This is a genomic window from Edaphobacter sp. 12200R-103 (genome assembly GCF_010093025.1).
Lineage (GTDB): Bacteria > Acidobacteriota > Terriglobia > Terriglobales > Acidobacteriaceae > Edaphobacter.
The window spans coordinates 3,069,875-3,084,112 of sequence record NZ_CP048114.1 but is presented as its reverse complement, the minus strand read 5'-3'; the positions used below and the strand labels follow the sequence as shown (position 1 = coordinate 3,084,112).

Annotated in this window: 14 protein-coding genes; 8 read left to right on the top strand and 6 right to left on the bottom strand. The window is 59.4% G+C overall.

Translation table 11 applies throughout. The features are described 5' to 3' along the window. Positions 1-143: 143 nt before the first annotated feature. The 4 genes from GWR55_RS12805 to GWR55_RS12790 form a co-directional block, all read right to left on the bottom strand. Positions 144-1,181: an aldo/keto reductase gene (locus GWR55_RS12805; protein WP_162402615.1), complete on the bottom strand. Its 1,038-nt coding sequence runs from the start codon at positions 1,179-1,181 to the stop codon at positions 144-146. 133 nt (positions 1,182-1,314) lie between these two features. Next, the gene (locus tag GWR55_RS12800; RefSeq protein WP_162402614.1) at positions 1,315-3,225 is read right to left on the bottom strand and encodes an ATP-dependent DNA ligase; all 1,911 of its coding nucleotides are present in this window, start codon (positions 3,223-3,225) and stop codon (positions 1,315-1,317) included. A 115-nt stretch (positions 3,226-3,340) separates the two neighbouring features. Beyond that, entirely contained in the window at positions 3,341-4,693 is a 1,353-nt protein-coding gene (locus GWR55_RS12795; protein WP_238398384.1) for a glycoside hydrolase family 27 protein, read from the bottom strand. Between the two features lie 54 nt (positions 4,694-4,747). After that, the gene (locus tag GWR55_RS12790) at positions 4,748-5,221 is read right to left on the bottom strand and encodes a hypothetical protein (RefSeq protein WP_162402613.1); all 474 of its coding nucleotides are present in this window, start codon (positions 5,219-5,221) and stop codon (positions 4,748-4,750) included. A 154-nt stretch (positions 5,222-5,375) separates the two neighbouring features. On the opposite strand from GWR55_RS12790, the gene GWR55_RS12785 reads away from it, so the two are divergent. The 5 genes from GWR55_RS12785 (at position 5,376) to GWR55_RS12765 (ending at position 11,169) form a co-directional block, all read left to right on the top strand. Continuing rightward, positions 5,376-6,590: a fibronectin type III domain-containing protein gene (locus GWR55_RS12785; protein ID WP_162402612.1), complete on the top strand. Its 1,215-nt coding sequence runs from the start codon at positions 5,376-5,378 to the stop codon at positions 6,588-6,590. Positions 6,591-6,613: 23 nt separating this feature from the next. After that, entirely contained in the window at positions 6,614-7,444 is an 831-nt protein-coding gene (locus tag GWR55_RS12780) for a fumarylacetoacetate hydrolase family protein (protein ID WP_202925506.1), read from the top strand. A gap of 183 nt (positions 7,445-7,627) precedes the next feature. After that, the gene (locus tag GWR55_RS12775; protein ID WP_162402611.1) at positions 7,628-8,623 is read left to right on the top strand and encodes a transaldolase; all 996 of its coding nucleotides are present in this window, start codon (positions 7,628-7,630) and stop codon (positions 8,621-8,623) included. A gap of 203 nt (positions 8,624-8,826) precedes the next feature. Then, complete coding sequence (locus tag GWR55_RS12770; protein ID WP_162402610.1) at positions 8,827-9,975, top strand: acyltransferase; 1,149 nt, start codon at positions 8,827-8,829, stop codon at positions 9,973-9,975. A gap of 96 nt (positions 9,976-10,071) precedes the next feature. Beyond that, positions 10,072-11,169, top strand: a complete 1,098-nt coding sequence (locus tag GWR55_RS12765) for an acyltransferase (protein ID WP_162402609.1) — start codon at positions 10,072-10,074, stop codon at positions 11,167-11,169. A gap of 36 nt (positions 11,170-11,205) precedes the next feature. On the opposite strand, the gene GWR55_RS12760 is transcribed toward GWR55_RS12765, so the two are convergent. Both GWR55_RS12760 and GWR55_RS12755 read right to left on the bottom strand, forming a co-directional pair. Further along, complete coding sequence (locus tag GWR55_RS12760; protein ID WP_162402608.1) at positions 11,206-12,144, bottom strand: cation diffusion facilitator family transporter; 939 nt, start codon at positions 12,142-12,144, stop codon at positions 11,206-11,208. A gap of 197 nt (positions 12,145-12,341) precedes the next feature. Continuing rightward, on the bottom strand, positions 12,342-12,881 hold the full coding sequence (locus tag GWR55_RS12755; protein WP_162402607.1) for a hypothetical protein: 540 nt from the start codon (positions 12,879-12,881) through the stop codon (positions 12,342-12,344). Positions 12,882-13,115: 234 nt separating this feature from the next. Here GWR55_RS12755 and hslV point away from each other — a divergent pair, with 234 nt between their 5' ends. The 3 genes from hslV to GWR55_RS12740 are packed head-to-tail and all read left to right on the top strand — an operon-like array spanning position 13,116 to position 14,238. After that, a complete protein-coding gene (gene hslV / locus GWR55_RS12750; protein WP_238398778.1) occupies positions 13,116-13,601 on the top strand; it encodes an ATP-dependent protease subunit HslV in 486 nt (161 codons plus the stop codon). A gap of 3 nt (positions 13,602-13,604) precedes the next feature. Further along, positions 13,605-13,829 carry a hypothetical protein gene (locus tag GWR55_RS12745; RefSeq protein WP_162400419.1) on the top strand — a complete coding sequence of 75 codons (225 nt, stop codon included), beginning with the start codon at positions 13,605-13,607 and terminating at the stop codon, positions 13,827-13,829. A 4-nt stretch (positions 13,830-13,833) separates the two neighbouring features. Further along, on the top strand, positions 13,834-14,238 hold the full coding sequence (locus tag GWR55_RS12740; protein ID WP_238398383.1) for a hypothetical protein: 405 nt from the start codon (positions 13,834-13,836) through the stop codon (positions 14,236-14,238).

Sequence of the window (14,238 nt, the reverse complement as noted above, 5' to 3'; positions counted from 1 at the left end):
GAACGGAGAGAAGTCTAACACCTAGGACATTTGTTGTAACAGCACTAAATGCAAAAAAATATTTGTATAGACAATCGACCTGCAAAAAATCGCAGTGTCCCTTTGGGGAGACACTGCGACTCATAGAGGGTTTCTTCTATTCCTTACTCAACGGGCAGAGGATTTCGCTCAGTGAACTGAACCTGGTGCCAGTAGGGATAGGCCTTTGGAAGATCGCTGGCTTGATCGAGCTTCTTGATCTGCTCCGGCGTCAGCTTCCAGCCAACGGCTCCAAGGTTCTGCTTCAACTGCTCCTCGTTGCGCGCGCCGATGATGAGCGTGGAGACGGTAGGACGCTGCAGCAGCCAATTCAGCGCAATCTGCGGAATCGTCTTGCCGGTCTCCTTCGCCACCTCATCGAGAGCATCGACAACCTTGTAGACGTGCTCGATGTCAGGCTGCGGTCCATTGTCGAGAACCACCTTTGTCTGCAGGCGGCTTGTCTCCGGCAGCGGCTGACCGCGGCGAATCTTTCCAGTCAGACGTCCCCAGCCGAGCGGTGACCACACCAGCGCACCCACTCCCTGATCCAGGGCGAGCGGCATCAACTCCCACTCGTAGTCGCGGCCTACCAGGGAGTAGTAGACCTGGTGGCCGACATACTTCGCCCAGCCGTAACGCTCGCTGACCGAGAGCGATTTCATCAGGTGCCAGCCGGAGAAGTTGGAGCAGGCGATGTAACGAACCTTGCCCTCGCGAATGAAGTTGTCGAGCGTGGAGAGCACCTCGTCGGCCGGCGTCAGAGCGTCGAAGGCGTGCATGTGATAGACGTCCACGTAGTCGGTGCCCAGGCGCTTCAGGCTTCCGTTGAGCTGCTGGATCATGTGATAGCGGCTGGAGCCGGTGTTGTTCGGTCCCTCGCCGAAGCGGAAGGTCGTCTTGGTCGAGATCAGAATGTCCTCGCGCCTGTGAGGCTTGAGGGCTTTGCCTAAAGCCTCTTCGCTGGAGCCGTTGGAGTAGACATCTGCCGTATCGAAGAAGTTGAGCCCGGCGTCCAGACAGATGCCCACAATACGGTCAGCCTCCGCCTGCGTGGTGTCCGACCATGCCTTGAAGAACTCGTTGTTCGCACCAAACGTGCCCGCACCGAAGCAAAGCTCCGGCACCTTCAATCCTGATTTTCCAAGAAGACGGTATTCCATGGACTTAAAGATGCTCCTGTAGAAGAGATTGTTCAACCATCATCAAACTATGCGCGATGTTCGGCCGGAAAAATTGAAATCAATGTAGATCGAATTCTCTTTTTAGCAGGTAACTCTCTTCGCGCGAATAACGCTATACCTCACTCTTCGGTTCTACTGGTTTATCCACCTGCGATTGATACACCTCTTCCACCCGCTCCAGCGTGTCGATCTCATCGACGGGCTTGTCATCGCGGATGCGTACGATGCGTGGAAAGCGCAGGGCGAATCCGCTGGCGTGCCGGTCGCTGCGCATGACGTTGTTGAATGCCACTTCGAGCACACGCAGCGGCTCCACCGTGCGAAAGAAGCCGTGGTCCTCGAGCGTGTGCTCCATCATCCACGCGCTCATCTCTGCGATCTCGGCATCCGTCAGGCCGGAGTAGGCCTTGCCTACATTCAGCAGCTCGCCGTCCTTCGCATCGTTCGGTCCACGTACGGCGAAGGTGTAGTCGCTCAGGATTCCCGCGCGTTTGCCATGACCGAACTCCGCTCCCGTCACAACGACATCCAGCGTCGCCAGCTCACGCTTCAGCTTCAGCCATGCCAGGCCGCGCCTTCCCGGCTGGTACATCGAGTCAGCAGCCTTCAGCATCACGCCTTCATTTGCACGCGCGCGTGCGTCGGCGTAGGCGCGATCGATGTCTTCGGCAGACTCGACGGTGCGCGAGGGTGCGAGCATCAGGCGCTCCACCCGCTCGCCTTCGGGCTCTTCGAAGATCAGCCCCTGCGGCGCTTTTCTGCGCTCGTCGATGGTCAGAGGAGAGACTGCTACCTGCACCAGCTTCTCGACCACGGCCTCAAGCCGGTTGCGACGCTCGCGCAACGGAAGCCCCAGCAGCAGCTCGTCCTCGGCATAGATCAGATCGAAGGCCATGAAGATCACCGGCACCTGTTCCCGCCACGCATTCGAGACACGCTTGCGTCCGATACGCTGACCCAGTACGGCGAACGGAAGCGCTCGGCTCTCCTTCAGGTCCCAGCCCAGAATCTCGCCATCGAAGATCAGCGGCCCGACATCCGCCTTAGTCACTTTCGCGAAGGCTTCTTCAAGATCGGGATAGCTCTCGGTCACATCCTCCTTGTTGCGCGAGTAGATCGCCACCCTGCCTGGATGCGACGGATCGCCGCAGTGCACCTGCGCTCGCATGCCGTCGTATTTGTCCTCAAGAAACGCAGCGATGTGAGGCGGCTCTTCCTGTTCACCAGAACCGTCATCCCGAATGGAGCGCAGCGCAGTGGAGGGATCTGCTTTTCGACCACGAATTCTTCCTTCCCCAATCGAAGCCTCCGCAAACCGCTCCACTGCCTCTTCAGGCGAGTCCACCGGCGAGGCCAGCATGAATCCCAGCGGATGAAACAGGCGCATGCGGGCCTCTTTCAGGGTTCCTGCAAAGGCGCGCTCCACCGCGAGCGACAGATCGGCTTCCAGCATCACGGCGTGTCGCACCTCGGCAGCGGAGCTGGACGATGCCGCCGCGATCGCCTCCTCCACCAGGCTCTGCTTCACGCCGATGCGCATGTCCCCGAGCATCAGCTTCAGCAGGTACTTGGCTTCGAGGGGAGCAGCACGGCGCAGAAGCTCCTCCACAAGGCGGGCGCGAACCGCCGTCGTGCGCGCTACTGCCATCGCGGCAAAGGTATCGGCAACCTCGGCCAGTGTCAGGCCGCTGCCCGCGCTGTGCCTCGCCTGGAGCAGATCGAACCCGGCAGCTCCCAGGTCGCCGTGGCGCTTATAGGCCGCCGTCAGCTCAACCTGGGTAGCTCCACTCACCTCCAGAAGCGCCCTGGACAGCAGGGCTCCCCCGGCGTTCAGCTTGCGCGGATCGGCCTCAGCGAATGGAGTGCCTGCAAGATACAGCGCGAAGAGGCCCGCATCCTCTCTTTCGGGAGCAGCCTCATGCACTCTGCGGATTGCCTCCGCGATCGCACCGCGTTTTCTCAAACGGCCTGGCTCACCCGCCAGTTTCTCTGCAAGTTCCGCCAGCTCCCGGAATAGCGACATCCTTCCGCTCCTCATCTGTGGAGTAGATGTATCTCCGATCTCACGGGAACCAGAATGACGGTCTGCGGGGTTCGGGGTTTACGACGGCACCTCGACTCACGTATGCGGCAGCATCCTATGGTTTCAGCTCCAGCAGCAGCGTTCCGTGGGGCAGGATGGTGCCGACGATCTGGCGGACCTTCTCCCACCCGCTCTCCTTCCACAGGTCGCGGGAGGAGCACTGGACGGAGTGAATTCCGAAGTCGCTGAGCGGCTGGATGACGTGGCTTGGCTGATCGCCCAGGTTGAACAGAGCGAGATACTGAGTTCCGCGATCACTCTTCGAGGTCCAGGCGACGAGATCTTCATGCTGAAAGAGCACGTGCTGGCTGTGGCCGTGCTGGTTCATCGCGATGACGCTTCGATTCGTCAGCAGCCTTGTTGTCTCGCCATCTAGCTTGGTGAGGTTTGCACCGACGAAGAGCGGCGACCTTGCGATGGCCCACAGGGTGACCAGCGTCCTCTGTTCATCCGGGGTTAGCCTCGTCTCGCGGGGCTGCCCCCATCCCGGCACCGGCTCCAGTGTGCCCAGAGGGAGCATATCGGCATCGGGCCAGCTTCCCGGCCCGACGTGCGGGACCCAGCTCGCGATGACGGAAAACTGGTTCTTTACGCCCTGGGGGAAGTGTTCGTTCTGTGGGCGCTCCCAGCGATCCCAGACGTCGTCGGAGATCCGCCAGAGCTGCGCGTTCGCCGCCAGCTCACTGGCCTTGTCCAGAGGCGCAGGGCCGGGTGAGAGGCTCAGCACGATGGGGCGGCCACTCCTGGCGATAGCGCGATGGATCATGCGAATCTCATCGGCCTTATAGGGGTGTGAGGCGATGCAGTCCACCTTGATGTAGTCGATGCCCCAGGCAGCGTACTGCTTCATCAGGGAGTCGTACCATGCCTGTCCCGCCGCGTTGTCTTTCACGCCGAAGTTGTCCGGGTTCCATGGGCAGGTATCGGTCGTATCGGCGGCGTCTGCTGCATGAAAATTGCTGGCCGCGATGGGTGCGTTCTGCGCGACCGCCTGTTTGGGGATGCCGCGAATGATGTGAATCCCGAACCGGAGTCCGCGGGCATGGACGTAGTCGCTGACCGGCTTGAACCCGGTGATATCTTTCGCGCTGGCAAAGCGGTTGAGCGCGGGCTGGTATCGACCGAAGCGGTCGGTGCGGTACTGAAAGGCTTCGCTCTTCTGTTTCTGCGGATTGAGCAGATACCAGCCCTCATCCACCACGGCGTACCGGTACCCGGCGGGTTTGAGACGCGTGGACAGCGCATCCACGTTCGCCCGGAACTGCTGCTCATTGATGGTCAGGCCATAGGAGTCCCAGCTGTTCCAGCCCATCGGCGGCGTGGGAGCGAGAACCTTCTGCGCCCAGACACCCGTGCAGACCAGCATCCATGCCAGAAGAACCGTTGCACAACAGAAGCGCTTCCTCAAAGCCGGGCTCCTCCTGTATCTATAGGCGAACATCCCTGCACCCTGTGGGCATACCTAGATCCTCGAAACCACGAAGAGTCCGCCCGTGATCGCGAGCAGGTCCTCGATGACCGCGATGATGATATCGGGCACGTTCATGTGAATGACCAGGCCATGACGGATGTTATAACCCGTGTAAGTTCCGAAGACTCCGCCGGCGGCGCCCAGCAGTGCTCCCATGGCGATGCTCCTGGGGGAGCTTGCGGCCACGGTCGCGCCGCACAATGATCCTGTGACGATGCGGGCAATCAGGCCCATCGGGGCTGTACGGGGAGGGGTTTTCGGCAGCTTGTCGACGATCAGCTCGCCGATGGCAAAGATGGCAAAGATCCAGAGCGTCGCTACCGCAGCCATAAACGCAAGCGGCGTTCCTGCCGGGTGAATCCAGTGCAGGTAAGCCGCAGCGCATACGATAGCGGGAGCGGTCATGGAGCGCAGTCCGGCAACACATCCGATCAGGAAACAAAGGACCAGCACGGAGAAGACCATCGACTCACATCCTTTTTATTTAACCGCTTCAGCAGGCCATTTTCACCCGGCGCGGACCTTTTCGCCAAGATTACCAGCGCTGCGGGTAAAAACCTCACCTTTCATTGAGATGCAGGAAACGGACGATCACCGGGAGATGCTAGGCTGAAGACCGATGCACGTCCGGCCTTACCCTTCTTCTGCAACCCGAAGACAGCGCCTGCTGGCTGCCCTGGCGTCTTCGTCGGCAGCGCTCCTGATAAGCTCCTGCGCCAGCCCTGGGGTTCCGCAGCCGCCTTCGCTGCATTTGCCCCGAGTGGTGACGGACCTGACGGCGCAGCGCGTGGGCCAGAACGTCCACCTGCACTGGACGACTCCGGAGCGGACTACCGATGGCCTGGCTGTGCCTTCTCCCCTGATCGCCGAGGTGTGCCGCGAGGAGAATGCCTCGATGGTGAATCCTGCGCAGACAAAGCCAGTCGCAGCCGCAAAGTCTGCGGGAAAAAATAGCGGGGCTGCTGCTCCCCAGACGATTGCCGGCTGCGACGTCGTGCTTCACATCACTGTCAAGCCAGGAGCGATGGATGCGGACGATCCCCTGCCGGCTGCCCTGGCCGCCGACCCCGTGCGTCCTCTTGGCTATCGCGTGCGTATCCTGAATCCAAAAGGACGTTCTGCCGGGCTGTCACTGCCGGCGTTCGCGGCTGCAGGCGATGCTCCATCTCCGGTGATGGGGCTGCATGCGATCGCAGAGCGCGATGGCGCCCTGTTGGAGTGGCAGCCCGTCGAGGGCAATGTCCTGGTTGAGCTGGACCGCACCCTTGCGACGCACGCGGCAGCGAAGCACCCCGCCCAGCGATCAGAGCTTGATCTTTCGGAAGAGGAGCCAACCGAGATTCGCCTGCGAACCGGGAAGGAAGACGCTCCGGCGAAGGACCCGGGAGGCACTGTGGATCGCACGGCGGTGCGGGGCCAGCAATACTCCTATCGGGCGCAGCGCATTCGCGTGGTGGAGATGGCAGGCAGCCGCCTGGAGCTGCGAAGCACAGTCTCTGCCGCCGCGAGCCTGACGATGAAGGACCGTTTTGCCCCATCCGCGCCGACGGGACTTGCTTCGATTCCGGGAACAGCGAATGGCAGACCGGTCATCGATCTCTCCTGGCAGGCCAGTACCGAGAGCGATCTTGCAGGCTACAACGTCTACCGGCGTACCGGCCCCTCAGGATCGTTCAACCGCATGACCAGCAAGCCGGTCGCGGGTCCGGCATTCTCCGATACGACAGTCGATCCCGCTGCGACCTATACCTACCGGGTCACCGCGGTCGATAACGACGGCAACGAGAGCAACCCCTCGGAGGAGATCACCGAGACAGCGGGACCGCAACAGTAGAACTTCAGGAAAGGGCAACGACGATGAAGTATTGCAGATATCTCTCTCCCTCCGGTGCTGCCCGTTACGCCTATGTCGAGCGGCAGGACGGAGCGCTGTGGGCGATGCGTCCCATGATCGTTCCGGAAGAGGACCTGGCTGCGCGTCTGGCATCGCTTGAAGACCATTCGACAGCCGCCTTCCATGCGGCTCCGCTTGAGAGTCTCACGCTGTTGCCGCCGGTCACCCCTTCGAAGATTGTGTGCGTAGGTCGCAACTATAGCGAACATGCCGCCGAGCTTGGCAACGAGATTCCCAAGGAGCCGCTCCTCTTCCTCAAGCCGCCCTCGTCGCTGCTGGCTGCCGGGCAGCCCATTCGCCTTCCTGCACTGTCAAAGCGAGTGGATTATGAAGGCGAGCTGGCCATCGTGATCGGAAAGCGCTGCCGCAATCTCGGCCCCGACGAGGATGTGAGCCAGTACATCCGCGGCTATACCGTTGTGAACGATGTCACCGCGCGCGATATCCAGAAGTCCGACGGGCAGTGGACGCGCGGCAAGGGATGGGACACCTTCTGTCCCGTTGGGCCGATCATGGTCCTGGCAGGCCCGGACGAGATCGACCCGCTTCGAGGCGCGCCGGTCACGGTGACCACGCGGCTGAATGGTGAGGTCAGGCAGAACGGCTCCACAAAAGACCTGATCTTCCCGATTGATTTTCTGCTGCGCTACATTACGGCGTTTACCACGCTCGAGCCCGGAGACCTGATTCCGACGGGAACGCCCTCGGGAGTAGGCCCGATGCAGGCCGGAGATACCGTTGAAGTCGAGATCGGCGGGCTGGGCACGCTGCGAAATCCCTGCGTGGCGGAATGAAGGAAAATCCGCCGAGCATCGTCAGCCTGTATTCTTGAGTTCATAAAGCTCGTCGAATGAGCGGGTTGTATAGACAGGGCAAAGATCGGCGGCCTGGGGGCGATGCCGGATTGTAATGGCCTGTTCTCAGACGCAACGAACGGCGACTTGATAAAATCTAATTAAGCAGCGAAGGAGCAAACAATGGCGAACATCCTCGAACAACTCCGCAGCATGACGACTGTGGTCTCTGATACCGGCGATATCAATTCTATTAAGCAGTTCAAGCCGACGGACTCGACCACCAACCCGTCTCTGATTCAGACGGCCGCCGGCATGCCGGAGTACCAGTCCATCGTGGACGACGTTTTGCAGCAGGCCCGGAAAGACGCGGGTTCCGGCGCTACCGACAAGGAGATTGCCAAGCTGGCCTTCAATTCGCTGGCGGTGGCCTTTGGCCTCAAGATTCTTGAGATTATTCCCGGCCGCGTCTCGACAGAGGTGGATGCCCGCCTCTCCTACGACACTGAAAAGTCGATTGAGACCGCGCGCGATATCATCGCCCAGTATGAGAAGGCGGGTATCTCCCGTGAGCGCGTGCTGATCAAGCTCGCATCCACCTGGGAAGGCATCCGGGCGGCGGAGATGCTTGAGAAGGAAGGGATTCACTGCAACATGACCCTGCTATTCGGCATGCATCAGGCGATCGCCTCCGCCGAAGCCAAGGTAACCCTCATCTCGCCGTTCGTCGGCCGTATCCTTGACTGGTACAAGAAGGACACCGGCAAGGATTATGTTGGCGCAGACGATCCCGGCGTCCAGTCCGTGACCAAGATCTATAACTACTACAAGCACTTTGGCTATAAGACGGTCGTCATGGGCGCCAGCTTCCGCAACACGGGTGAGATCAAGGAGCTGGCAGGCTGCGACCTGCTCACGATCGCACCCAAGCTGTTGGCTGAGCTCGAAGCCACCCAGGGCACGCTGGAGCGCAAGCTCGATCCTGAAAAGGCGAAGTCTCTGCAGATCGAAAAGATCTCCATGGATAAGGCCACCTTCGACAAGATGCATGCCGCAGACCGGATGGCCAGCGACAAGCTGAAGGAAGGCATTGAAGGCTTCTCGAAGGCCCTCGAAGAGCTGGAAGTTACTCTCGAGAAGAGGCTTGCCGAACTGAGCGAGCCTGCGGGCACCCGGTAAAGTGTTTTTGATCTTTTGTGATGACAAAGTAATTTACGCTAGTAGAAAAGGCCGCGTTTCGGAACGCGGCCTTTTTATTACCGATTCGAGACGTTCTCCTGGGACTGCACGAAAGATCGCGGCAGGATACAGGGCCATAGCTACGAGCTGTTGCCGATCCTGTCTGGAGGGTGGGACACGTTCCACACGGGACATAGGTTAGGATGGCAGACACTTTCGTTGCAACGGCAGCAGCGCCAAGCGGCACAACTTCTCCTTCAGGACGGATGCCGCATATTCGGGCACTCGATGGTGTCCGCGGGCTGGCCATCGCGCTGGTGCTGATGATCCACCTGCTCGAATCCAATAACCAGCCTGCAGGCTCCTCGCTTCTTCACCTGATCGTCACTATCAAGAATCTCGGATGGGTCGGGGTCGATCTTTTTTTCGCGCTCTCTGGCTTTCTTATCACCGGAATTCTCTACGATTCCCTGGGGGAGCGGCATTACTTCCGCAATTTTTATGCGCGGCGAGCGCTTCGAATCTTTCCTCTGTACTATGGCGTTCTCCTGGTTCTGTTTCTGGTCTTTCGTCCGACGTGGGAAACAGGTCGTCAGCTTTATCTTCAGCTCGCATACCTGCAGAACACCCCTCTCTGGTGGCACGCGCCTCAGGTGGGCGCATTGCGAGGAGTCACGGTGCATCTGTGGTCGCTGGCGGTCGAGGAGCAGTTCTACCTTGTGTGGCCCATCGTCATCTTTTTGTTACGCGATCGCCGCAAGCTCATATGGGCCGCACTTGGCCTCGGCCTGGCCGCTCCCCTGATTCGAACGGCGTTGCTGATGCACGGCGCCAGCTTTGTAACGACATACACCTCGACCATCTGCAGAGCAGATTCCCTGTTGTCAGGGGCATGGCTTGCACTTGCCATCCGTGGGGAGCGGAGAGATCGCATTCTCAGGCTGGCGCCGGCAGCCTTCTGGATAGCGGTTGCCTGCTGTATCGCCATTGGATGGAAGACAGGTTCGTTCTACTGGGATCAGAATGTCCTCGTAAATACCATCGGATACAGTGCCCTTGCCGTCGCAGGAACTGCGCTGATCGCCATGGCGCTCCGCACCGGATCGGTCACGAACACGATGATGGATACGTCTCTGCTCCGCTGGCTGGGCAAATACAGCTATGGCATCTACGTCCTCCATCCCATGGTCGGATTTTTATATATGTCCTGGATTGCGGATCACGTCCACGGAAAGATGGCTCTGCACTTGGCAAATGCTGGCGCTACCCTGCTGGTTGCGCTTCCACTGGCATGGCTGAGCTATCACTTTTACGAACGACGCTTCCTTCGACTCAAGCGATACTTCGAATAGGAATTCAGGGAGGATCTTCTGGAGACAGGGACCAAAGAGAGACTGGGCGGCGGTACTCCAGTCGCGACAGCTGGAAGAGAGGAGCGTCTCCCCAGATTGGGTCATCTGCCGGAGCTGGACGGGATTCGCGGCATCGCTGCCCTGATGGTGTTTTTCCATCATCTTTGTTTCACCGGCTTCGACGTTGCTCCATGGACCAATCCCATCGTGCGGGTTCTCTTCTGGCTGGGCAGTTTTGGAGATACAGGGGTTGACGTCTTCTTTGTGCTCTCTGGCTTCCTTATCACTGCCATCCTCATCCGTGACCGTGACAATCCCGACTATTACCGCGACTTTTACTGGAAGCGGGTCCTTCGCATCCTGCCTCTCTATGCAATTTGCGCGCTTGGAATTCTCATCTTCATTCCAGGATCAGGCCGCTTTGTCCTGCTGTGCGTATTTTTTATCGCCAACTTTGCCAGCACGCTTCATATTCCGTCGATCGGAGGCTTCTGGTCTCTGGCCGTGGAGGAGCAGTTTTACCTGATCTGGCCTACGGTCGTGCGTCGCCGCTCTGTAGCTACGCTGCGTCACTGGGCCCTGGCAATCATCTGCGGCGTTATCGTTCTGCGCCTCATCTTTGCATTCTTTGGCCACCATAACTATTGGCAAACGTATCTATGCTGCGACGGGCTGGCGATAGGTGCCCTGCTGGCCTGCATGCTGGAACGCTGTCAGCGTGTCGGCGATGGCCTGGCGGCAAGGCGGAGAACCCTGTTGCTGCTTGCTGGGTCCGGGATGACCCTTGCCGGTATCTGCGCCTTGATTCCGCAGGACCCGAGGCGCATTGCGTTTCACTCCGCTGTCGGCGCGACCGCAATTACGTTCCTCTGTGGATCCTTCGTCGGCCTCTCGATTGCATACAGCGGCAGAGCAGCCATGCGATGGCTGCGTTCGCACGTGCTTACCTTCTTTGGTCTTATCAGCTACGCGTTTTACATGTTTCACATCTTTGTGCGCGACATCTATGACCATTTCCGAGGACCTCTCCGCGCCAACGACATGACCGGGTATATCGCGCGCATCGTTATCGTCCTGGCAATCACGATCGTTCTGACCCTGATCTCGCGATATGCAATCGAACTTCCCATCATGTCATTGCGAAAGCATGTCCTCCGGCGACCCACAAAGCCCGCAGTCGCAGAACATCTCTAAATAACCGAAGCGCTGTATCACTCTGCTGAAGCTGGCTCAGTGCGAATGTCCGTGATCGTGGGCGCCGACGGCTTCCGGTTCAGGCGGTGAGGAGCAGCCGTGTGTCGTCTCGCAGCCGGAGGTCTCAAACTGGATCGTCGTATGAGTGATGTGGAAGAGTTTACGCAGGCGGTCGTTGATCTCGGTGAGGATCGACGCGCATTCGGAGGCAGGCATCTCGCGCACGGTCACGTGACTGGCCAGAGCGTGCGAGCTTTCACCCAGGCTCCACACGTGCAGGTCGTGGACATCCAGCACACCCGGCACCGTTGCCATGGCATCGCGTACGGCTGAGAGCTGCATATTGCGAGGTGTGCCTTCCAGAAGAATGTTCAGCGTCTCACGCAGGATTCCGAGGGAACTCCACAGGATCATCAGCGCGATCAGCAGGGAAAGCACGGGATCGACCCAGCTGATGCCGGTAAACAGGATGACAGCGCCGCCGACGATGACCGCGGCGGTCGAGAGCGTATCGCCCAGCATGTGTAAAAAGACGCTGCGGATATTGACGTCGCCCGAGAAGCGCCACAACAGAGCGGCAACCGTCCCGTTCATCAGTACACCGCCCGCCGCAACGATCATCATCACATCTGGCTGAACGGCAACCGGGGTACGGAGGCGCTCGATCGCAGTGATGAAGATCCAGATGGAGAGCACCACCAGGGTAAGGGCGTTGACGAACGCCGCCAGCACCCCGGCTCTCTGGTAGCCGAAGGTCTTGGTATCGTTCGCCGGGCGGCCCTGGAAGTAGACGGCCACGTAGGAGAGCACGATGGCCAGCAGATCGCTCAGGTTATGTCCCGCCTCGGAGATCAGGGCCAGCGAGTGTGCCTTGAGGCCAAATATAAAGGTGGCCAGCACATAGGCGAAGGTCAGCCCCATGGACGCCTTCAGGACCTGCTGCATCCGCCGGTTCGGAGTGGCGACCATGTGCATGTCTAAAAGTGTATTCTCCGTGACCTGAATCCATCCAGCGGGCGACTTAGGGTCATATTCGCCTGCCCGAAAAGAGGTGTCCTTCCGACCCTAGCGCAGCGGAGTGGAGGAATCCGCTTTTCTACCGGAATGCCTGTATCGGGATAGGAGAGAAGCAGATTCTTCCTCTGTCTTAAAGGCGAATACGCCCATCCTGCCTAGCTGGTGTGCCGCACCCTGGAGTCTGTCCCCGTGTCTGTGTCATGCGGACCATCTTCATGGTGCGGGCCCAGGCGGAGCCCGCTCCATTCTTCTGCTACTACGATGCTGTTGGCTGGATTGTGCGGCTCGTAACGCACCTGCACCGGAAGATCGGCCCGAATATCACGGACCAGGTCGCCAAGTCCGCTTACGTCCTGGGCGGCCTCGTAGGCCACGCCTGCGATCCGGTAGTTATAGAGGATCAGTTTGGGAGCATTGGCAGGCGCGTCATTCGACGGAGCATCGCTGATGCTGCCATCGGTGATCCGCCCCTGGATTGCCAGCAGACTTCGCCTCGCCCGCTCGATCTCCTCAGCCGTAGGACGCCGGCGGCGGAGCAGGAACCATGCCAGTCCGGCAGCAGCGGCCACGGCTCCGGCAGCCATGGCGGCGTTTCGAGGGGAACGCAGGGGGACCGGGAGGTACTCTGGCAGGACAGTCAACACGGCGGTATAGCCAAAGCATAGCCCAGGTGAAGACGCTTCGGAATGAACCATTTGCGTCATATCCTTTTTCCGGTCGTCCGGCGAACCCTCCCGCAGAACCCTCCCGGCTCTGGGTTTCGGCTGGCGATATACTGAGATGTGAGCAAAAATCGCGCAACTTCGTTCTCCCGACGATCTCCTTCACCTGCCAATCCAGCTTCAATAGCCCACCCGCTCGATCTGGGTGATGGCCGCCGCATTCGGTCCACCACTGTGGTCTGTGTTCGCCGGAACGATTCGGTTGTGATGGCCGCCGATGGGCAGGTCTCGATGGGCTCGACGGTAATGAAGCACTCGGCCAGGAAGATTCGCCGACTCTACCAGGACAAGGTGCTCGCGGGGTTCGCCGGCTCGACTGCCGACGCTTTTTCGCTCTTTTCGCGCTTTGAATCGAAGCTGGAGCAGTATGCAGGAAACCTGAGCCGTGCCGCGGTAGAGCTGGCCAAGGACTGGCGCACCGACAAGATGCTGCGTCAGCTGGAGGCCCTGCTGATCGTCGCCGATGCGAAGACCACGCTGATGCTCTCGGGAACCGGCGACGTGATCGACCCGGATGAAGGCATCTGCGCGATCGGCAGCGGAGGCAGCTTCGCCCTGGCTGCGGGTCGCGCGCTGCTTGAGAACACGCCTCTCTCCGCGCGCGAGATCGCGGAGAAATCCATGAAGATCGCGGGCGACATCTGCATCTACACAAATAGCAATGTGCTGATCGAGGAATTGAAGGCGAGCTGATCGATGGAGAACACACATACAACTCGCAGGGACCGCGCCATTCGCAGATTTACCAGTCACGAAGAACAGGAAGCCGAGACGATGCGATATTGGCGCAATCGCTCTGTCCTGGAAAAGATGACCGCTGTAACGGAACTGGCAGAGTACGCTTACCGGATGCGAGGGATTGATGTCCATGCTCAGGGACCAAAGGGACCTATTGTCCGCATTCAACGCGGAGGGCGTTGAGTATATGGTCGTCGGCGGCCATGCCGTGAATGCGTATGGTGTACCTCGCCTCACGAAAGATCTTGACGTTTTCATACGCGCGAGTCGTTCAAACAGCGAACGGGTGTTTCGCGCGTTAGCCAGATTTGGAGTGCCTCTTGAAGGATTGTCGGCGACCGATTTTTGTAAGAACCCGGATGAAATTTTTCAGATTGGAGTCGAGCCAAGTCGAATCGATGTGCTGCAGGGCCTCTCTGGGGTGGATTTTGAATCGGCGTGGAGCCGGCGAGTCTGGTTTGAGGTAGAAGAGGGTTTGAAAGCCCCTTTTCTATCGCTTGAAGATCTCCTGGCGAACAAGCAGACCACAGGACGCCCGCAGGATTTGGCCGATTTGCATCATCTTGAAAAGATGAAAGACTTAAAGGATTAA